This window comes from Novipirellula methanifontis, from assembly GCF_052161655.1.
In the GTDB taxonomy this organism is placed as follows: Bacteria; Planctomycetota; Planctomycetia; order Pirellulales; family Pirellulaceae; genus Novipirellula.
In genome coordinates this window covers 859,316-879,734 of record NZ_CP197418.1, presented here as the reverse complement: position 1 = coordinate 879,734, position 20,419 = coordinate 859,316, and the positions used below count along the sequence as shown (strand labels likewise).

General features: G+C 54.4%; 16 protein-coding genes. 6 read left to right on the top strand and 10 right to left on the bottom strand.

Annotated features, from left to right (window positions below):
- Positions 1–6 precede the first annotated feature (6 nt).
- The 5 genes from SH528x_RS03085 to SH528x_RS03065 all read right to left on the bottom strand — a co-directional run bounded on the left by SH528x_RS03085 (position 7) and on the right by SH528x_RS03065 (position 7,286).
- Positions 7–1,296 carry a hypothetical protein gene (locus SH528x_RS03085; protein ID WP_442509068.1) on the bottom strand — a complete coding sequence of 430 codons (1,290 nt, stop codon included), beginning with the start codon at positions 1,294–1,296 and terminating at the stop codon, positions 7–9.
- Between the two features lie 290 nt (positions 1,297–1,586).
- Positions 1,587–2,558: a DUF3592 domain-containing protein gene (locus SH528x_RS03080; protein ID WP_442509067.1), complete on the bottom strand. Its 972-nt coding sequence runs from the start codon at positions 2,556–2,558 to the stop codon at positions 1,587–1,589.
- 998 nt (positions 2,559–3,556) lie between these two features.
- Positions 3,557–4,888, bottom strand: coding sequence for a DUF1015 domain-containing protein (locus tag SH528x_RS03075; RefSeq protein WP_442509066.1), 1,332 nt, complete (start codon positions 4,886–4,888; stop codon positions 3,557–3,559).
- Positions 4,889–5,064: 176 nt separating this feature from the next.
- Positions 5,065–6,405, bottom strand: coding sequence for an adenosylhomocysteinase (gene ahcY / locus SH528x_RS03070; protein WP_442509065.1), 1,341 nt, complete (start codon positions 6,403–6,405; stop codon positions 5,065–5,067).
- A gap of 215 nt (positions 6,406–6,620) precedes the next feature.
- Entirely contained in the window at positions 6,621–7,286 is a 666-nt protein-coding gene (locus SH528x_RS03065; protein WP_442509064.1) for a phosphoribosylanthranilate isomerase, read from the bottom strand.
- Between the two features lie 120 nt (positions 7,287–7,406).
- On the opposite strand from SH528x_RS03065, the gene SH528x_RS03060 reads away from it, so the two are divergent.
- Complete coding sequence (locus tag SH528x_RS03060; protein ID WP_442509063.1) at positions 7,407–8,081, top strand: hypothetical protein; 675 nt, start codon at positions 7,407–7,409, stop codon at positions 8,079–8,081.
- A 10-nt stretch (positions 8,082–8,091) separates the two neighbouring features.
- Here SH528x_RS03060 and SH528x_RS03055 read toward each other — a convergent pair whose 3' ends face one another.
- On the bottom strand, positions 8,092–9,432 hold the full coding sequence (locus SH528x_RS03055) for a DUF1552 domain-containing protein (RefSeq protein WP_442509062.1): 1,341 nt from the start codon (positions 9,430–9,432) through the stop codon (positions 8,092–8,094).
- 8 nt (positions 9,433–9,440) lie between these two features.
- Positions 9,441–11,762, bottom strand: coding sequence for a DUF1588 domain-containing protein (locus tag SH528x_RS03050; RefSeq protein WP_442509061.1), 2,322 nt, complete (start codon positions 11,760–11,762; stop codon positions 9,441–9,443).
- Between the two features lie 749 nt (positions 11,763–12,511).
- Between SH528x_RS03050 and SH528x_RS03045 the strand changes: the two genes are divergently transcribed.
- Complete coding sequence (locus tag SH528x_RS03045; protein WP_442509060.1) at positions 12,512–12,796, top strand: STAS domain-containing protein; 285 nt, start codon at positions 12,512–12,514, stop codon at positions 12,794–12,796.
- A gap of 58 nt (positions 12,797–12,854) precedes the next feature.
- On the opposite strand, the gene SH528x_RS03040 is transcribed toward SH528x_RS03045, so the two are convergent.
- Positions 12,855–14,129, bottom strand: a complete 1,275-nt coding sequence (locus SH528x_RS03040) for a hypothetical protein (protein ID WP_442509059.1) — start codon at positions 14,127–14,129, stop codon at positions 12,855–12,857.
- Here SH528x_RS03040 and SH528x_RS03035 point away from each other — a divergent pair.
- Positions 14,117–15,157 carry an extracellular solute-binding protein gene (locus tag SH528x_RS03035; protein ID WP_442509058.1) on the top strand — a complete coding sequence of 347 codons (1,041 nt, stop codon included), beginning with the start codon at positions 14,117–14,119 and terminating at the stop codon, positions 15,155–15,157. The two genes, SH528x_RS03040 and SH528x_RS03035, sit on opposite strands and share 13 nt — an antisense overlap.
- 12 nt (positions 15,158–15,169) lie before the next feature.
- Here SH528x_RS03035 and SH528x_RS03030 read toward each other — a convergent pair whose 3' ends face one another.
- Positions 15,170–15,757 (bottom strand): glycosyltransferase, encoded by a 588-nt coding sequence (locus tag SH528x_RS03030; protein ID WP_442509057.1) that lies wholly within the window; start codon positions 15,755–15,757, stop codon positions 15,170–15,172.
- Between the two features lie 427 nt (positions 15,758–16,184).
- Between SH528x_RS03030 and hisI the strand changes: the two genes are divergently transcribed.
- The 3 genes from hisI to miaA all read left to right on the top strand — a co-directional run bounded on the left by hisI (position 16,185) and on the right by miaA (position 18,395).
- On the top strand, positions 16,185–16,589 hold the full coding sequence (gene hisI, locus SH528x_RS03025; protein WP_442509056.1) for a phosphoribosyl-AMP cyclohydrolase: 405 nt from the start codon (positions 16,185–16,187) through the stop codon (positions 16,587–16,589).
- Positions 16,590–16,712: 123 nt separating this feature from the next.
- Complete coding sequence (locus SH528x_RS03020) at positions 16,713–17,177, top strand: RidA family protein (protein WP_442509055.1); 465 nt, start codon at positions 16,713–16,715, stop codon at positions 17,175–17,177.
- A 231-nt stretch (positions 17,178–17,408) separates the two neighbouring features.
- Positions 17,409–18,395, top strand: coding sequence for a tRNA (adenosine(37)-N6)-dimethylallyltransferase MiaA (gene miaA, locus SH528x_RS03015; RefSeq protein WP_442509054.1), 987 nt, complete (start codon positions 17,409–17,411; stop codon positions 18,393–18,395).
- Here the strand turns inward: miaA and SH528x_RS03010 are convergent.
- The gene (locus SH528x_RS03010) at positions 18,392–20,362 is read right to left on the bottom strand and encodes a RecQ family ATP-dependent DNA helicase (protein ID WP_442509053.1); all 1,971 of its coding nucleotides are present in this window, start codon (positions 20,360–20,362) and stop codon (positions 18,392–18,394) included. The two genes, miaA and SH528x_RS03010, sit on opposite strands and share 4 nt — an antisense overlap.
- Positions 20,363–20,419 lie beyond the last annotated feature (57 nt).

Here is a 20,419-nt window from a genome sequence, read left to right as displayed (position 1 = left end):
CGATGGCTACGACTGGAATGCACGTTTAGCGTCCCGCATAAACAAGACGACGCAGCTGATAACGCCAACGGGAAATAGCAGACAACCGAAAGGGAACCCGATGCAAGGAATCGTTGCCATTATGGCCGAAGTCCTTGAAAACGTCAGGTTGCGACGGAGGATCATGTGGACTGCGCCCACGAAAATCACGGTGTAGCACACAATCCAAATGGCGGCGAAGCCAATTTGCACGATGAATAACGCCACATCGGAATCGTTTGGTTTCGATGCGAATACCGCCAACAGATTCATGACGATGCCAAAGCACGAAAGTGCAAACATCGTGAATGAAAAGATCGCAATCAAGGCTCCTGGAACGATGTACAGCGCAGGGTTAGGAGGTGCCGCCCCATACGACGCTCCTGCGTACGGAGATGCCGCGACGGGACCGGGCGTTGCATAAGGGTTTGTTACGGGGCGAGGTTGCGGCGCGATGTACGGCCTCGGGGTCGCAGCCGGGCTGATCGGCGCGAGATTGTCGAACGGTGCAAACAGGGGTGCCGATAGATCGGGAGCCGGACTCGCCGGAACCTGATCCGCGAAATCGTTTTCTCCGAGCGTGACCACGTCGTCGTCAACCGGGTTTTCATGCTGAGTCGGTGCGGGGCGTGCGGGAGCCGAAGTGCTCGCCGAAGTCGACTTGCCTACCACTCGGATCTGCTTTTTGCATGACGCACAGCGAATGGTTTTTCCCAGCTGGTCGTCTGGAATTTGCAGCGTCGCTTTACACACCGGACAACAAACGCGGACGGTGGAAGAGAGTCCCGAGGAAGCGGTGCCTGACGGTTGAGGAACTGGCGGTTTCTTTTCAACTGAAACGGCAGGGGGCTTGGGAGTGATTGGCGTCTGGGACGCCGATTTGCTTGGGGGCGTCGCCGCGTTGCCCGGGGACGTGAGATTGAGCGAATTGGGACTGAGCTCTCGCATGATGACTTTTGCTGAAACCCAAAATCCGTCAATGCCTTCTCGAGCGTCCACTTCGGCATCGCCAAGTTGTTCGATTCGCTGGACCACACGCTGCGGCGTGAATGGACCTTCGACCTGGCCCTTGACTCGCAAATAGATCCCGGTGCGAGCGAGTTCTTTGAAACGCTGCAGGATCACCGCAGCTGGGTACCAATCGCTATTGCCCTGTTGGACTTCGGACTTTTCGGTGCGATGCTCCGCGAGCCAATGACGCATCTCGACCTCCGAGAACGGGCCAAGCGTCTCGTTGTTTACTCGGATTCGCCAATTCTTGTCGCCCGAGTCGTTCACAGTGCACGTTTATCGCGGAAAGGTGGGATGGAAGGGGAGTCAAGCGGAGGGCGAGCAGAGGCAATTGCCTTCCCACCCGCTATCTTAAACTCCCCGGGCCTTCACGTGGAGAGTCCAACGGCGTATCAAGGGTACCGGGATGGCCCAGAGCTTAGGAACAATCGCTTTACTGCTGTCGTGACTACGCTCGCCAGAACGTAAATTTCCGCTGTCTGGCGACGGCAGCCTCGTCGAAACCCAAGAACAAATTCCCGCTCTTTCCTTAGACGCAGATTTCAAGGTGGCCAGAACTAGAACAGGGGAACCTTTGGAGGTGGAAAGCGGTGAGCATTGATGGCACCGAGACCGCAGTCGATCGCCAGCACGACCCCGCACAAGATAGAAGCAAGCCCTAACCAAAAATACAGTTGATTGCTGCTTTGCACCCCTTTAATTAGCACACTGTTTGACGGGGATTGCGGATCGTAGTAGACGGTACAATCGGCTCCGGGTGGGTACGGCTGCAACTTCGCTTCCGCCACCGCAGGCGAGAACGAATCCTGCTTCTCGAACGACAGCGTCGTTCCGGTATATGTAGCACTGTCAACTTTGTATTGGTAGCGAACACGAGTGGTCGCAGCCTGTTTCCTTTTTTGAACACCACGAACTGTAAATCCGGATTCCAAGATTTTGCCTTCGGTTGGCTGCCAGTCTTCCGAGGCCGCGGCCAAAGCCATATTGTCGCTTGCTTGACTGAGCAAATAGACGCCCAGCGTCCCAAAGATCCCCAAGAACGTGAGGGCACCAATGATCAGGATCGGCGTCCCAAACCCATCCTCCAATACCCCAAGTCGGGGCAAGCGTTTCTGAGAAGTTTTTTTTGCCGGACGCGGCGGAGGAGCAAAACTACTTGACGCTGGGCGAGCCTGCGGTGCCGTTGGTGGAGACCAAGCTGGGGTCGCTCCAGGCGGCGGCAAAGCGTCGAATAAATTATCGCTCCCTGAGGACTGTTGAGATGTGGACGCTGCTGCAGCCCCACCCAAACGCAGACGCTGCTTGCAGGACGGGCACGTCACTTCGACCGGAACTTTGGGGCGGGCAACTGCCAACACTTGGCCACAAGGACATTTAACGTCAATGCGATCGCTAGGCTTCGCGGCCGCAGCAACTTGGCGTGCAGGTACGCGGACCCGCGTCTTGCAGCAAGGCGTGGTGACGATCTGGCCAGCCTGTTCTGGCCTGACTTTGAATGTCTGTCCGCATGTGCAGCGTAGTGTTGTCATTGGGGGATTCCATCGATAACGAGACAGAGAGAGAGCAAGCAACTTTCGTTCCCATTATGAATTGCTTTCTCCCCATCAAACTGGAAATAGGTGGGGAGAAACCAAAGTAGGTGCCATCCACCTTTGTCGATCAGGGCGGTCAGCGCATAAAAAAAGAGCCGGACCGGTAACGGTTCGACTCTTTGCTTGTATGGCGAAACACTCTGCGTTGTTTCGCACATTAAATTCGGACGGCAGCAGGAACTAGCTGCGGACGATTGCGCGACCGTGCTTGGTAACCACAACGTCAACGCAGTGGCCACAGCAATCGAACTTGTATGTCAACACGTTGCGATGCAAGAAACCCTTGCGGCAGTTAACCAAGGCTGGAACTTGACCAGCACATTCGGCAGGTACACATGCGGTGACTTCGACGGGGCAGCAAGTGCGAGGGTCGATCACACACCAAGTTACTTCAACCGGAGGAGCGGGGCAGCAAACAGGAGCTGGCGCACATACGGGGGCTGGCTCGCAGCAAACCGGTGCTGGTTCGCATACTGGCGCTGGCTCGCAGCACACGGGGGCTGGTTCGCAAACTGGGGCACAAACAGGTGCTGCTTCGCAGCAATCGTCCTTGTGCTTGCAACCGAAAAGGCCAGCTTGTGCGATGCTTGGAACAAGCATGCTCGATACGGCAACAGCACAAACAGCAATCAAAACTCGCTTCATCAGATCTTTCCTAAGTAGTCGTGGACTTGTGGGTTTCTCATTGGGAAGACACGAAGACTACGTTCTTCTCCCAGACCGTACAATAATGCCTAGTTGACCCAGTCACTGCAACCGGCAGAGTCAACTTTGACTGCGTAGTTTTTGGTTGTCTGCCATCAACTAGGTTTCACGGTCGCAATTTGCTCACTTAGCAACCTGAATGGGGTACCGAGCCGCAACGACTTGACGCGGGTTTGATCGCCGCTGCGTCAGCTTTATGGCACACAAAGCCACTCTATAGGGTTTGCGAGTTAGCTGAGGGGGTTGAATGTCAATCCGCTGAGTAGTTTTGGATAGAAATAGGTACTTTTGGCGGGCATCCGTTCTTTGTGCAGGCTGATTGCCTCGACGTGACTCAATTTTGCTGGCATGACCAATGCCGCTAACGTGTACGGTTCATCACTATCGCTTTCCGCTTGGCTGCCTTCGCCTCGCATTGCGTGCACCAATTCCTCAACGTCATGGACATAGGTCGGCTTGGAATGTCCCTTGGATTGAAGCAGTTCGTCGATCACCAAACGATGCAGCAGACTGACGCCGAGCCCCTGCCAATCTTTGCTTTGACTAGCAGCCAGCGTTTCCATTTTTGCTGCGGCCCCCTCAGTCGCTTTACAGAGCACCCAGGTGTCATCTTTGCAGGCGTACAATCCGATCAAGCCTTGGTCGTCGGCCGATTCCATGTTGGACCAAACGGTATTAGCGGCATCGAGTCCACCGGCGACGATTTCGCAATCGAAGGTTCCCGCCAATCGAGCGGTGATTTCGGCAGACGAAAAGCGCTCGGTGCCACGAAGCAAACGGTGCGTTGGCAAGACGATCATGCCTGGGTCGCTCATGCCGACCAGCATCGTCATAACAAAGTTTGCAGGATGATCGCTCGGTAGCGGCCCTTGTTCTTTGGTGACGAGATCACGGTAGTTCGCTGCGGTTTCGTAGCGATGATGACCATCGGCAACAAACATCGGTTTGTCTTGCATTAACTCGCTGACTTTCGCGATCACGGCCGGATCGGTTACCGGCCAAAGCACATGCTTGACTCCGAGATGATCCACTGCCTCGACCGCCTCGACCCCCGTCGTCGCGTCGTCAAGCATCGCGATGATTGCGTTTTCTGGATCGGGATACAGCCCAAAGATTTGACTGTTGTTTTGCTTGGTCGCTTGAGTCAGTTTCAGACGATCGACCTTGGCCTTGGGATGCGTCTCTTCGTGAGGATAGATGTTGCCTTCGCCGAACGGTTGGATGCGAACCCGCGCCATGAATCCACGGCGGTTGAACGTTTGCCCCTCGATCGTGAATTCTTGATGGTAAACATAGTAGGCTGGCACCGCATCCTGCTTTAGCACTCCTTCGCTTTTCCACTGGTCAACGAACTTCGCAGCTCGCTCGTACTTTTCGTCTTCGGAATCACCGGGTTCGGCACGATTCAAGATGATGCGAATCACATTGGCAGCGTGCTTCTTGTACAGTTCGTCCTGCAACTGCGGATCGATCACGTCGTAGGGAGGCGCGATCACGTCCGAGAGGGAACCGATGTGGTCCAAGTTGTAACGCAGGGCAGCAAAAGGAGCGATTTGTGGCATCGTTTGATTCGTGTTTTGAGGAAAGCTGACAGAGTTAAACGCTTGGAGGCTAGCGCCAACACGGCCAACAGACAGTGATGTTACCCCAAGCGACGATCACTTACCGTAGGCCCATGAAAAAACTCGGCCCGCTAACGGGCCGAGTTTGATGTTGTTCTTAGCAAAGTCCGTACGACCTAGTAGCGATAGTGGTCAGGCTTGTAAGGGCCTTCGACTGGCACGCCCATGTATTCCGCTTGATCAGCGGTCAACGTGGTTAGCTTGACGCCGAGTTTGCCCAGGTGCAAACGTGCGACTTCTTCGTCAAGCGATTTAGGCAACATGTAGACCTTGGTTTCGTACTCGCCATGCTTGGTCCACAATTCGATTTGTGCCAAAACTTGGTTTGTGAACGAAGTGCTCATCACGAAGCTTGGGTGACCGGTGGCACAACCGAGGTTGACCAAACGTCCCTTGGCCAGGATCAGGATGCTGCGACCACTTTCCTTGAAGGTGTAGCGATCAACGGCACCGACATCCGATGGCTTGATCTCGTCCTTGGTCGCACGTCCGGCAGCCACTTCGGCTTCCAACCAAGCAACGTCGATTTCGGTATCGAAGTGACCGATGTTGCAAAGGATGGCGTCTTCGGGCATTTCGGTCATGTGTTGACCAAGGATGATGTCCTTGTTGCCCGTCGTGGTGACGTACAAGTGACCTTCTTTACAAGCGGCTTCCATCGTGGTGACTTCGAAGCCTTCCATTGCAGCTTGCAATGCATTGATCGGATCGATTTCGGTCACGATCACGCGGCAACCATAACGTTGCAACGAGTGAGCACATCCCTTGCCGACGTCGCCGTAGCCACAGACCACGGCAACCTTGCCTGCCAACATCACGTCGGTGGCTCGCTTGACGCCGTCAGCGAGCGATTCGCGGCAACCGTACAGGTTGTCGAACTTGCTCTTCGTGGCCGAGTCGTTGACGTTGATCGCAGGCACTTGCAGTTTGCCCGAACGATTCAGGACTTCTAGACGATGCACGCCAGCGGTGGTTTCTTCGCTGATACCGCGAATTTCCGTGAGCAGTTCAGGGAACTTGTCGTGAACCATCGCGGTCAAGTCACCACCATCGTCCAGGATCATGTTGATCGGCTTGCCCGAAGGGAAGTGCAAGGTTTGCTCGATGCACCAATCGAACTCTTCGTCGTTCATGCCCTTCCAGGCAAAAACGGGAATGCCAGCCGCTGCGATTGCAGCAGCTGCGTGATCTTGGGTGCTGAAAATGTTACAGCTGCTCCAAGTCACTTCGGCACCGAGCTCGATCAATGTTTCGATCAGAACTGCGGTTTGGATGGTCATGTGCAGACAGCCAGCGATGCGAGCTCCGGCGAGCGGCTTCGATTTGCCGTACTTTTCACGAAGAGCCATCAGGCCGGGCATTTCGTTTTCGGCGAGCTGGATTTCTTTGCGGCCAAACTCGGCCAGTTTGATGTCTTTGACCTTGTAAGGAAGTCGTTTGGTTTCGACTTGTGACACAGGCATACTCCAATGTTGGAAAAGGGGATGGAATAAGCGCGTCAGAGGGGTTGCGGACCGAACACAGGGACTCCCGCTGGTTCGCAATCCCCCGAACGCACTTAAGCTTTCAGGGTTGGTGCAGATACTGTAGACCGCACGCAAGCCCGCATGATAAACAGAAAGTCGGATTTTCGCACGGGGCAAAGTGGGGGTTTAAAATTGCGAGCGGCAAATCAGCCCCACGCACTCCGCGCCGACTCGCAGAACTCAGTGATCAGTGCAGGCGATTTTTGGCCTCGCGGTGATTCGACTCCACTGGCGACATCGATGCTGCGAGCTCCGGAAACACGGATGGCCTCGGCGACGTTTTGGGGACGCAAACCTCCCGCTAACACCCAGCGGACGGCGGGGAATTGCTCCGACCATCGGCGGGTGCTTTCCCAATCAAGCGATCGGCCGCTGCCGCCATGCTGGGCCCCAGCATCCGCATCCAGCAAGACTTGGCACCCCGCATCGACCCAAGGACGCACGTGTTCGTCGATCTTGGCTGCCGTCAATTTTCCTGCAGGAAGTTTTATCGCTCGTAGTAGCGGAAGTCCCAATTTGGCATATAACGCGACGTCCGACACCAATTCGTCCCCATGCAACTGGACGGCATCGATGCCCGATTTGCCAATCACGTCCCGGATTTCTTCCGCCGGTTTGTTGACAAACACCCCCACCCGAAAAAGCCCGCACTGGCGAGCGTACGTTGAAAGCTCTGTCGTGATCGGTGACGCGGGGTCGAGATAGCGGACGCTGGGGGGGAAAAAATTCAATCCCACGGCGTCGCCCCCCGCTTGGACAACGGCATCGATGTCCGGCTTGAGGCGAACTCCACAAATTTTGATTTGAAACACAGTGAGCCAACGCCGAACCGGAACAAATGACTGGGCCAGCCCAGGTCGGCTGACCGATAGATACTACACCGTAACTTGTTCGCCTTGGAAGGTTACCGGCACACCTTGGAGGGATGATTGGTGATGACGAAGTTTCGACGAGTAGAAGCCAGCGACCTAATTCTTGTTGCAATTTCTTCGTTCGTGCTTGCATTTCACTCGATGCCGGTTGATGCGAAAACCGAAACAGTCGCTGAGCTTAAGACACCCTCCGTGCCAAAACCGATCTCGGCCGACGACGCGGTCGCTCGCTGGCAAGCGGAAGTCTCACAGTTCTATTCCGCTCAAATGCAAGCAAAAGCGGAGAAAGAATCTGGCAATATGACCGATGCTAGCTTGGTGAGCCAAATCTCGTTCGTGATGGCGACGCCATCACCATCGCTGGCAAGTTTGACGCCACCGAACAAAAAAGAAGCGTCATTGCCCACCACGGATACCGCTTTGAAGCCTGAACCGTCGCCCCCGCAAGTGACGGCTCACGGGTTTCGCATGCAATCGACCGGATTTTCTATCGTGATCGCGGCGGTCGCATCGATCTGTTTTGCCGCTTGGTGCGTGGCATTTCCCATTCGCCGAGCCTCGCCCGTGATCTGGGCGAGTCGATGGAGTGGTGAAAAGAGTGTTGATGCAAGCCAATCGTTCTCGATGAACGTGGATGCGAGTTGGTTTGCCGTCGACCAACCAATCACCGTGCGGGCAAGGCAGCTATGCTTTGCCGTGCTGGTCGTGACCGCAATGATCGTTTGTGTGTTGTAAGCAGTTAGCTTTAAACCAAGCCGGTCAGTCCGCCGTCGCCACAGTAGTCTGGGTTACCAAAGCTCTCGACGGGATGTCCCATCGCTTCGGCAAAACTCAGCAGCAATCGATTATGCGGGACGCGATTAAACTTCAATGCCCGTCCGGTATCGAAGCCAAGTCCGCCGCCGACCATCACAAACGGGATATTGTCTCGCGTATGCGAGTTGCCTTTGCCAAGTTCATTGGTCCACACGATGGTGGTGTTGTCCAACAGCGATCCACTACCATCAGGCTCCGGTGTTTCTAACAAGCGTTTTGCCAGGAAAGCCACCTGCTCGCAGTACCACGTGTTGATCTTGATCAGTTTTTCGTAAGCGTCTTCGTTCTTGTCGGGTTCATGCGACAAGCCGTGGTGTCCTTCGTCAATTCCCAGCCAGCGCATTCTCGGGTTTCCGACGCTGTTTGAAATTTGATAGGTAGCCACGCGAGCAAAGTCGGCTGCAAAGCTGTTAACCAGCAGCTCGATTTGCATTTTTGCAATCTGTGGCATGTTGTCGTTTTCGGTTTCGACATTGGCAGGCATGTCAGGGATCGCATGTCCAACGTCGGCATTCTTTTTCGATTGCTCGAGTTCGGTTTGCAGCTCTTTTTCGACCGAGCGGACCATCGCGACATGTTCTTCGAGGATTCGACGATCCTCGCTACTGATCATCTTTTCGACACGACGAAAATCTTCACTCAAATCGTCGAGCACGCTGGCCAACAGTTCGCGATTCTTACTTTGCCCATACAACTTGTCGAACATCTGATAGGGATCGCTGATCGGTGCAACAGGCTGGTTTGGCCCGGCGTAGGACATACGTGTCCAGGTATCGGCACGATCGGGCACCATCACGCCGAATTCAAGTGAGCCAAAACGCGTTTGCTTTTCAGGAACCGCTTGCATTTGGTTTTTTAGGTATTGGTCGATCGAGATGCCCTGGGACCAACCCGCCGGCGTATCCGAACCGCCTTGGATGTCACCGGGGAAAAGTTCGACGCCAGTCAACAGGCAACCGATCCCGCGCATGTGGCCGTCACCGTCGCCTTGGATTTTGTTGCACACACCATGCAGTGTCATCATTTGATCCTTGAATCCGGCTAGCGGTTCCAGGATTCGTTTGATGTCAAAATCGCGTCCTACCTTTTCAGGCCAGAAGTGAGCGGGGATCACTCCATTGGGGCTGAATAGAAAAACAATGCGTTGCTTGCGAGCCGAGGTCGAGGCGGCCCAACCAAGGCTTGGCAGACTAAACAAAAAGTTGGCCGCAGCGGCACTAACGCCTAGCTTGGTCAGAAAATCGCGGCGAGATAGAGGTTGGTTCATCATGATTCTACTCAGGTTTCTTGGTTGCTCGTAACAGGTTCCGTTGCCGCAGTCGCAGCAATCCACACAATCAAGTCTCGGACTTTAAAGCCGCTGTTTCGGAATCGCTCGGTCAGTTCCGATAGTTTGTCGGGGCCATAAGCTCCAACCGGTTGTTTAACGAAATATTCAAATGCAGCTTCCACGAACGCGCGGTGAGCGTCATCGCTTTTGACAAGGTAATCGGCCAATTCGTGAGCGTCTTTGAATTGGACCTTGTTACCTTGGCGGTCTTCGTAGCTGCCACTGGCATCGATCGGACTTCCGTTCTCTTTCTCGCGGAAACGGCCAATCGCGTCAAAGCCTTCGAGTGCAAACCCCAAGCCATTGATCTTTTCATGACAAACTTGGCAATTGACTTCGTTGGTTTGCAACTCGACTCGCTGGCGTGTGGTTAATTTAGGATGCAAATCAGCATTCAGTGGGGAAAACGCCGCGTTCGGTGGACGCAGGACGCGACCAAACATGTGGCGGTACAAAAACACGCCGCGGTGAATCGGCGACGTCGTTTTGTAGTAGGCTAACTTGCTCATCAATAGCGGATGATTCAGCAGCCCGATACGCGTCTTGGAATCGCTGACGCTTCGCACGAGTGGGTTTTGTTCCAATCCATTCGCCTTCGCGGATGCTTTGTCTTTGGATGCATCTTTGGGCTCAGATTTCGGCTTCCATGCATCCCCGTATAGTTCAGCGAGTCGCGGCGTGGTGTAGGTCCAGTCGGCTTGAAAAAATTGGCGGTAATCGCTCGGCTCGCTCCACACAATCTCGTCGATCATGGCGTCAAACGAGGCTCGTAGATCGCTAACAACCGCTTTGTCAAAACCGGCGTAAACCTGCTCATCTTTGCTGATTTCGTCGCTTTGGGCGACTTCGAACCAGTGCGTCAGAAAATCACGCATCTTGGCTTCGGTGCGATAGTCGCTGACCATGCTCCAGGCGGCTTGTTCGATCTGCGGAGCCGAATCAAGTTCGTTTTTGCTGATCTTTTTCAGCAACCAATCGTCGGCGGGAAGCGAGTCGTACATGACCAACGCCAAACGATTGGCAGCCTGCTGAGAGCGTGAACGATTCGTGTCGATCAGCGGGTACAAAAACCGAGGTGATTTTATGGTCAATAACATGACACGGCGGATCGCTTCGGCGTCATCTGCCGTGGCATCGAGTTGCTTGTCGATATAAACCTTGCGAGTGGCATCGTCGAGCGAACCACGAAACGCAGTACTGACGATCTCGTCAAGAAAGCTTCTTAGATGAGCTCGGTTCTGGTTCGGCTTCTTTTTATTTTTCCGTGTGTACTGAGGCCAAAGTTCATCCGCGACAAGTTTCGAAAACTCGACGGCCGCTTGAGTCGTTGAGTCGTCCCAGATGCGACTGATTTCAGTCCCCCGCTCGTAACCGTAACTACGATCATCCGGCGGCAGTTTGGTTTGCAATGCAAACGCGGCTGGAAAACTTGTCGAGACAAAGTGGCGTTGAGGGATGACGGTTTCGACTCCGCCCGGCGGAATCCAAGCAAGTGACACCGACGCAGGCGGTTGCTCGGTTTTGCGTTTACGCTGGGTGAATTCAAGTTTGATCGGGTAGCCTCGACCCGCGGTCAAATAGATCCGTTTCCGAAACTCAGTGCGTCCTTCGGATTGCACGTGGTTGTCGACAAAGCTTCGTTGGGGGCCGCCCAGGTAGAGCTTGCAGGAACAGGTGCTTCGCAGCACGATTTCATATTCACCGCTGCGTTCTGGCATCAGCGAGCCAGCCCAGTGGATATAGAATTCCTCGGGTTTGATTCCTTCCCCGGGACCATCATGAGCAAAATCAAAATCGAGCACCGCATCGGTCCGCTCAATCTTTTTTGTTTCGTTTTTCCAATTTGGCGAATCGAAGTAGGTGCCGCGGATTCCGTGTTCCTCGTGACTCCAACTGCTGCCGGACATCCGGGCGAATAAGTCAGCCAAACTCTGACGCAACTGGTCGCCCGTCAGACGGGCCACGCCGATCTTGGGTGGTCGATTGCGGACACGAGCTGCCTCGCTGTAGAAGGTTTCAAAAATGTAGTTCGCCACCGCTTCGGCATCTTTCCCATCGCACGATTCCGGATCGTCCTCGGGCATCGTTTCCGCAATGATCTCGGCCAATTGCCCAATCGACGAATCGCCAGTCAATGCAGCGGCATATTCAGCCTCGACGCCTTGCCCCTGTGCCCCATGACACGAAGCACATTGCGTGGCATAAATCTGGGCGCCACGCGATTGTGAGTCGCCCTTGGCTTCGTCCGACCACGCAGTTAGGCAAGGCATAACGACGCCAACCAAGGTAGTCAGTGCAAAACAGCGAAGGATGTTGGGACGAATCAAGGAGGATCTGCAACGGAAAGGTGGGACGAACCGGTTGAGACAGAACGGGTAAGAACTGAATTGGGACACCCGCCATCGACCGAACTTTAACAATCGATGCGATTTGGGGTCGCTGGATGCGGTGGTGAGGGATCTGCCAGCGATCGCAAACTGACCGACCCCGTAATTTAGGGCCATTCTCTAATGTCGGTTAGCGTGAGTGCGTTGGGTGGGGTTTTGGGAAGGAACCTTATTATACGTTAGGTCCGCCTAAAAGCATACTTCATCGACATTGCAAGATCACAGATCGAATGCAAATGCTTTAACAGGCTATCACTGCGCGCCCTGCAGACATCTCCAGAGGGACACGGACCGCCTCTGCAGGACTGCTTTTCGCTCAAATCAGTGAATCCAGACTTCAGGATCTCGATAGTGATTTCGCATGTCGGAACACCGATTTGTTGCTTGCTAAGTCGTTCTCATTCCTCAGGTTGCACGCTATCGAGGCTTCCATGCTTCATTCTTAAGCACTGCAGACGACTTCGCGAATAAGAAGCAAACACCCAAAGGCGACGAAACCTCCATTACTCGCGGTTAGCGGACTGCTAACCACTATTGGTTGCTGTGAGACCCGATTGAAGTGCAACGGTATGCAGGATGCTCTGCAATAGCCCTTCATGCTTTTTCAAGCGTTCAAAAGGGAAGTGATACAAATGTCGGCTGGATTGGATCATCAAGGCAATTTTGTCTCCGCTACGGAAACTCGAGTCCACTGGCTCATCATTGCAACTCAACAAGCCGAGCAGGGCAGCGACGAAGTCGTACTGGTTGACCTTTCCCAGGTGGAGAAAATTAGCAGCCATGAATTGTCGGAGTTAATCCGGCTGCAGCTATTCGTGCGCAAGAGCGGTCGGAAGCTGGTGCTGGAAAATACCCACCTCAATTTACGCAACATCTTCGAATTGACCCGATTAACTCGCTTAATCGAGTTACGTTGAGAACGACAAACGAATCATCAGCGAAAAGCGTGTCCGATCGCTTATTGGCTCAGTCCAGTTACTTCTCAGGGCTGATCGTTACCGTATAACCGCCTGAATTATCTGCTCGATCAGCCACCGAATCGTTGATTTGAAGCACCAGCCAACTTTCAGCTGTTGTTTGGATTTCGGTTGCGTTGCCGACAGTAAAAATCGGAAGCGGCTCGCACTCAGGTTGCCCGCTGTGTCGTAGCGACACCAGACATCCGATTAATTGCCCTAGCGGACGCCCTTTCGCGTACTGGATCGTGACTCCGCTTGCCTCGCTTTCCCAAACTTTTTCGCGTTTGGCAATAACGCATCGCCCCTCAGCCGAAATATTTATGCGAATTCCTGGCGGGACTCGGACACCTAGTGACTGCCATCCTTTGCCAGCTTCGACGTTCAGTGAAATCGCTTGGCCATTCCACTGAGGATCGTGAACAGAAAGGGCAACTTGTTCGCGTTTCCAATCAAAACCGTAATCCAGTTCGTTGCACATCAATCGCCAGCGGGCGATCACGGCAGGCCACTGGGGCAAGAGCCGCTGGTATATTTGACGCGTAAAATTGCTTCCTGAGTCACGTCCACTTTTTGCTGAGGCGACAAGCACGTCGCGATAGTCGTCGTACTCGGACAGCAGCATCGCCGCAGCCCAGCACCAACCGTAGCGTTCGGCGTCGCTGTTCAAATCGCGAGGGTACCGCATCACTGTTTCGAGAGTCGGAATTTTATCCTCGTCGCGTCGTTGGCTGATTAATTTCAAGCGTCCCCAGTACGGTACCGAATCTCGGTCGGCGGGAAAGCGATTGATCCTTGTCGTGGCACCGCGGCCTTCGTGGGTCGCTAATAGCTCTGCAGTCCCTTCCATGAACCACGACGGTCCCGCACCGCCGAATTGGTCATTTGCAAGCGAGTGAACCCCCTCGTGCAGCAGCAAATGACGCGTGTAATACTCGCTCGGTTGCGTCATCATCCAGATCGAATTCCCTAACGCATATCCCTGTTGAAAATTGGGAACGCGTGGATCGATCAGCCCGGCTCGCATAAAAGGCGTCTTGTCTTTCATCACAAACGCCTTCACACTCCATGAGTCGAGTGCGTGCTCGGGCAGCCCCCAAAAGTCACGCCATTGGTTGACGGCTGCGTCAAATGAGGTCACCAATTCGTTGATCTCGGCATCGGATTCGATGTCCGATGTGATCTCGATATGCTGGCCGCTCGCTTTGCGAAAATCATCGGCGAGGGTGGCATTGACCATCCCAATGAAAAAGATCCCTGCCACTAACCCGATTTGAAATTGTGTTCCATTCATACGCCCAGTTTACTTCGTTTCTTGTTCTCTGTTCAGCCGTTCTTGCGGCGAGCGGCTGTGTCCAGCGTGCCGAGAGTGATGTGGTGGTCTACTCGGCGCTGGACGAAGAGTTTGCTGCTCCGATTCTAGACGCGTTCGAACGGACGACGGACCAAGAAACGAGTGTGATTCGCAAGTTTGACGTCGAGTCGACGAAAACGGTGGGCTTGGTCAACCGCATCATCGCCGAAAAAGAGGCTCCGATTTGCGATTTGTTCTGGAACAACGAAATCATGCACACCGTGCGATTGCAAAAACTGGGCTTGCTCGAGCAGCGATCGTGGAAAGTCGAAGCGGGGTGGCCCACCGACATGATTGCCAGCGATGGTTCGTGGTGTGGGTTCGCAGCGCGTGCTCGTGTGTTGCTTGTAAATACCGAGCTCATCAAGGACCCAAGCAACTATCCCAACTCCGTCTCCGATCTCGCCAACAAAAAGTGGAAGGACCAATGTGCGATGGCTCGGCCATTGTTTGGCACCACGGCAACGCACTTTGCTGTTTTGCGTGAAATCCAGGGGCGTGAAGCAACACTCAAGCAACTGACCGAAATCCGTGATAACGCCGTTATCCTATCGGGCAATAAACAAGTGGCTCAGGCGGTTTCAGCGGGCACGGTGGCGTGGGGTTTGACAGACACCGACGACGCGGTGATCGAACGCGATCTAGGCCGCTCGGTAGCAATCGTTTATCCCGACCAATCATCGGACCAGCCCGGGACACTTCGCATCCCCAATACGGTTGCGGTGCTAAAGAATGCACCCCACTCGGTTGCCGCGGGATTGCTTGCGGATTATTTGGTCCGTCCTGAGACCGAAGATCGATTGGCGATGGGCGACAGCAGCCAATTACCGCTCTCGCGAGCGAGCAAGTTTCCACCGCGAGTGTTGCCTGAGTCACCGGTGCGTTGGATGCAGGCGAATTTTGAAACCGCGGCTGACGATTGGGAAGCCTGGGCCGACGAGCTGAAAGATTTAGGCTTGGGCAAGTAAGCAGGGTAGCAACTAACTGACCAATGACGCCGCTCTCAACGTCTCGCCTTGCAAACGAATTTTGTCCCCGGTGGGACCTGCGAGCCGCTGCAAATGCGGTCGGCGTACCATTTGCAAACAAGACGTTTCGTCAATCTCGGATGCGACTTCCATCTGCAAGTCCGCAGAAGTCCCCCAAGCTCGCAGACGTCGCAGCAGCGCCGGGGCGATCGGTTCGGCTTTGCTCTCGGCTCGTGCCGCGACCACGGAATGATCTTCGCTCAGTTCGAGTAGTCTCTGCAAATCCTCGATGCGAATCGATGCGTCCGATTCTTGAATAAACACCAATTCGCCTGTGGCCCGCTCCAGTCCTGTCTGGCCCGCGGCTTCCAGTCCACGCGGACGTGAATGGCGTACGATGCGGACTTGAGGGCATTCTTGTTGCAGTTCGTCGAGCACTTCGGGGGTCGCATCGCGACTGCCGTCATCCACAACAACCACTTCCACAACATCACGAGTCAATTTCGCAAGTCCAACAATGACTTTTTCGACCCTGGCGACAATCCGACTTTCACCATCACGAACGACCAGGACAACGGAAAGTTTAGCGGGACTGGACATGATGCATGAGACTCCGATCCTGACAGCGACTTTGCGGGAAAGCCGTTGCCAGAAGATCTGCTGCTTTGGAGGTACCGACCGACATGAGGCGTGTTCCTCTGTTTTCGGTTGTCGACTCCTTTGCGGTACACGAGGGAACGCGTTTGTCCGAATTTTCCAGTCGTTCCTCTGCTGCGGGATCGCTCTATAATGCGAGTTTTCCTGCGACTCACGCCCAATGCCAACTACGTTGGTTAGCGGTACGGCGCGAGCCGTTCGGCTGCAGCGAGAAAAACGTTCAATTTAGGCCGGGCGGCTTGCGCCGCACCGCTACAAAAACCACCCGTTTAGTGCCAAACGTAGATAACATTGGGCTGACGCCCCCGTTCCATGCCACCACCGCTGTGTGGCTGGACTCACCCATTTTCAAAACTCCTTGTGATTTGCCATGTCTACTGATGATTCCCCGATTCCCAATTTCAGCCTTGGCACCAATGGCTTGCTGCCAGCGATTGCTCAAGACGCGACGACCAATCGCGTGCTGATGATGGCCTGGATGAACGCTCAGGCTTGGGAAGAAACACTCAAGTCGGGTTATGCGGTTTATTTCAGTCGTAGTCGTAATCAACTTTGGCGAAAAGGCGAAACCAGCGGGCATCAACAACGGGTCGTCGAGATCCGTGTGGACTGTGACGCCGATACGATCCTGATGAAAGTCGAGCAGAAGGGGGCCGCCTGCCACGAGGGTTTCGAAAGCTGTTTCTTTCGCACTGTCCGAGAGGACGGGACCGTGGCCGTGGCCGACGAGAGGCTGGTTGACCCGCAAGCTGTCTACGGAAAGAAGCCTTCTTGAAAATGCGTTTACCAGACGCGTTGGAAAGCGTGCTCGAACCGGGTACGATCCCTGCTTGAACCTATACAATACATGACTCGCATTCCCACCAAGTCCTCGATCCAACCTGGAGCCCCTAAGCCGATGAGCGCTGAAGCAAAGCTAAAAGAACTCGGAATTGAACTGCCTACCCCTCCCAAGCCCGTCGGTGTTTACAAGCCGATCGTAATCGCAGGAAACATGGCCTACCTGTCGGGACACGGCCCGCTAAAGCCCAACAAGTCCTTGATCACTGGTCGTCTCGGGTTGGATATGGATGTCGAAGCCGGCTATGACGCCGCTCGTTTGACCGGGCTCGGCATGTTGGCGACCCTTCAAGCTCATTTGGGCAGCCTCGATAAGGTCACCCGGCTGGTCAAACTGCTTGGCTTGGTACGCTGTACCGACGGATTCGATAAACAACCCGCTGTGATCAATGGCTGCAGCGAATTGTTCCGCGACGTCTTTGGCGAAGATGCGGGTGTGGCAGCGCGAAGTGCGCTGGGTACCAACGCATTGCCTGGTGGAATCGCGGTCGAAATCGAAGCGATCTTCGAAGTCCAAGCGTAAGCCACGAATGAATGTGGGACAGGCTGCTGGCCTGTCGAGACTGCAACGCCAAACTCGGCGTCGATCCCACAATCTCATTCGCTTGGTTACGCCCAAGGTTTGACCACGGTTTATAATAAGGGCACGTTGCAATGTGCACTGGATTTCACGAGACGTGCCCAGCAGCTTGCTCAAAATGGCAGCGATAAACCGTTGCCGAATCATCGTGAGTCGATCGGCCTTGTAGACAAAATGACTGAGCGGATAAAACTAAAATCGGAACCGACGACGTTCCCACCGCTTGTCGATCGCGCCATTGTCATCACCGGGCCAACTGCATCGGGTAAGAGTTCGGTCGCGATTGAGTTGGCTCGAATCACCGGGGGGGAAGTGCTCTCGCTTGATTCGATTGCCGTTTACCGCGAAATGGACATCGGCAGCGCGAAACCCACACGCCAAGACCGCGACAAAGCCCCCCACCACCTGATCGATCTGGTCGATCCGACTGACGAATTCAGTGTCGCTTGCTACCTGGAATCCGCACACGCGATCGTTGATCAACTCGCTGCTCGGGGAAAGCCGGCGATTTTTGTCGGCGGAACTCCGATGTTTCTCAAAGGCGTGCTTCGTGGGTTCGATCCTGGCCCGGCTGCCGACGAGGCGTTTCGACAAGCGGTTGAGGAAGACGTCAAGCAATATGGGGTCGCCGCGCTACGTAAACGACTGCAGCAAGTCGATCCGCTGGCGGCTCATCGTATCGATCCTGGGGATGTGCGGCGGATGATTCGCGCCCTCGAGGTTGCCTACCAAACAGGAAAACCGCTTAGCCATCGTCAACTTCAATTCGATGAAGTGTGCGATGCATCGCGATGTAACGTTTTCCGGCTGGGTTGGGATCGCAAACAGTTACACGAGCGAATCAATCGCCGGGTCCAGCAGATGTTTGAGCGTGGGTTTGTGGACGAAGTTAATGCGTTGATCTCGAAACACGGAAAATTGTCGCGGACGGCGGCCCAGGCGGTTGGCTATCGCGAGTTACTCGACTATCTCGCTCAGCAAGGGGATCTCGACAAAACGAAAGAAGAGATCGCAGCACACACGCGTCAAATGGCGAGACGCCAAGAAACGTGGTTTCGATCATTCAAAGAGATTCGCACGGTCGAAGTCGCTGAACCGCTCGACCCGCAAGCCATTGCACTGCAGATCCACAGTCTGCTTGTCAAACGCGAGCTGCCTTAGTCAGGTTCGCCTCCCACCGCTCGCAATACATCCGCGAACGGCATCTCGCTGCACACACCAAAGTGATCTTCGCGAGTCATCCGCGATCGAAACATTGCGGGAGTCGACAAGCCGCACAAAAACCTCGCTCGTTGGCGGGCGGTGACCATGCGATCGGGATATTTGGCGATCATATCGTTCACAATCCCGGTGGCGGAACTGCCCAAAGACCGCGGCCGCATCGCGGGAATTTCAAAGGGTCCTTCGCCAAGACAAAAACTGCAGTGACCGCACTCCGTTTTCATTTCGTCGCCAAAGTGTGCCGAAAGAGTGGCAGCTTGGCATGACCGAGCTGCGGCCAAGTCAAGGACGGCATCGAGCCGCCCAACCTCACTTGTTTCCCGCAGCACCATTCGCTCAGTTAATTGATCCGCCAACTTATTTGGCCTCTTCAATTCTTTGACCCAGCGATAGCCGTGTGACAGATCGCTGACCTTGACATCAAGCCACCCGCGTTCGGCCATGAATTCGATCGCCGCAACGATAGATTTACGATCGGTCTTCAATCGATTCGCCGCTAAAGTCACATTCAATAGGAACCAATTCCGCCCTTTAGTCAGGTGTGACAACACCGCAGCAAAAAACTCTCGTTGCTCGCCAGTGACCGAATTCAAGATCGACTGCAAACTCACAAGCGGCTGGATCTTGTACTTTGCATAGCGTGGTGATGTCGCTTGCAAATAGCCATCCAGTTCGAGGTAGGTCAACAACGTGCGAACCACCGCGATGCGAATGTCTGATTCCGCCGACAAACGATAATGCGAAACAAAAAACTCATCTCGATTCCCTCTCAGCAACTCAAGCATCTGACGGACACTTTGTCGCGACGGGGTATCGCCGAAAGTAAAGTTGTCGATCGTGACTCGGTCTTCGGGAACAACAATCAGCTCACAGACCGATTGTTTTCCATCTCGGCCAGCGCGACCAATTTCTTGAGCGTACGCCTCGAGCGATTTTGGCGGATTGAAGTGGTAGACGTAACGGATGTTCGACTTGTCGATTCCCATTCCGAATGCGATGGTGGCAACGACGACCTGCTTCTTGGACTTGTGAAAGGACTGTTGCACTTCGGTACGTCGCTCGATTTCAAGCCCCGCATGATAAGCGGTCGCCGTGATACCGTCATCGCTCAGACGTGCTGCAATCTCTTCAGTGGTGCGTTGAGTTGTCACATAGACAAGGGTGGCACCCGCGGGCCGCGAAGCAATTTGAGAGACTAAGTGCGTGTACTGGTCCTTGGCCTCCAAGACAACACTTCGCAAGTGCAGGTTCGGCCGATAGAACGGCGTTTGGATGGCATCTTTGCTGGCGATCCCAAACGCTTTTTTAATATCCGACAGCACCGCAGGGGTCGCCGTCGCGGTCAAAGCCAGCACTCGCTTTGCTGAAAAACGACGGGTCAAATCCGCGAGCTTTAGATAGTCGGGGCGAAAATTGTGTCCCCACTGGCTGATGCAATGCGCCTCGTCAATCGCAAACAACGAAATGTCGAGCGTGGACAACGATGCAATGAACCGCTCGTTGAAAAAACGTTCCGGTGCAACGTACAAAAGTTTGACTTGCCCCTCGCGGACGCGTCGCATGGCATCGCGAAATTCCACAGGCGTTTGCGTAGAATCAAGCCGAATCGCGCCAATGCCACGTCGTTGCAGCGAGTCGCATTGGTCCTTCATCAACGCAATCAGCGGCGAAACGACCAGCGTGATGCCGGGGAACAATAGACTCGGCAATTGATAGCACAAGCTTTTTCCGCCACCGGTCGAAAATACGGCCGCAACGTTGCGGCCCTGCAATAGACGATGGATGACCGCCCGCTGTCCTCGCCGAAAGGAACGAAGTTGAAAGCGATTCCGCAGCACTTCGCGCAGATCGATCGCTTCAAAATCCAAAGACTTCGAAGCGTCCGTTGCTGCAGCGTTAACTTCCATCGATTTTTCCACGTTCGATCACGATCAACCGTGGATATCGTACCAGAAACACGCCGT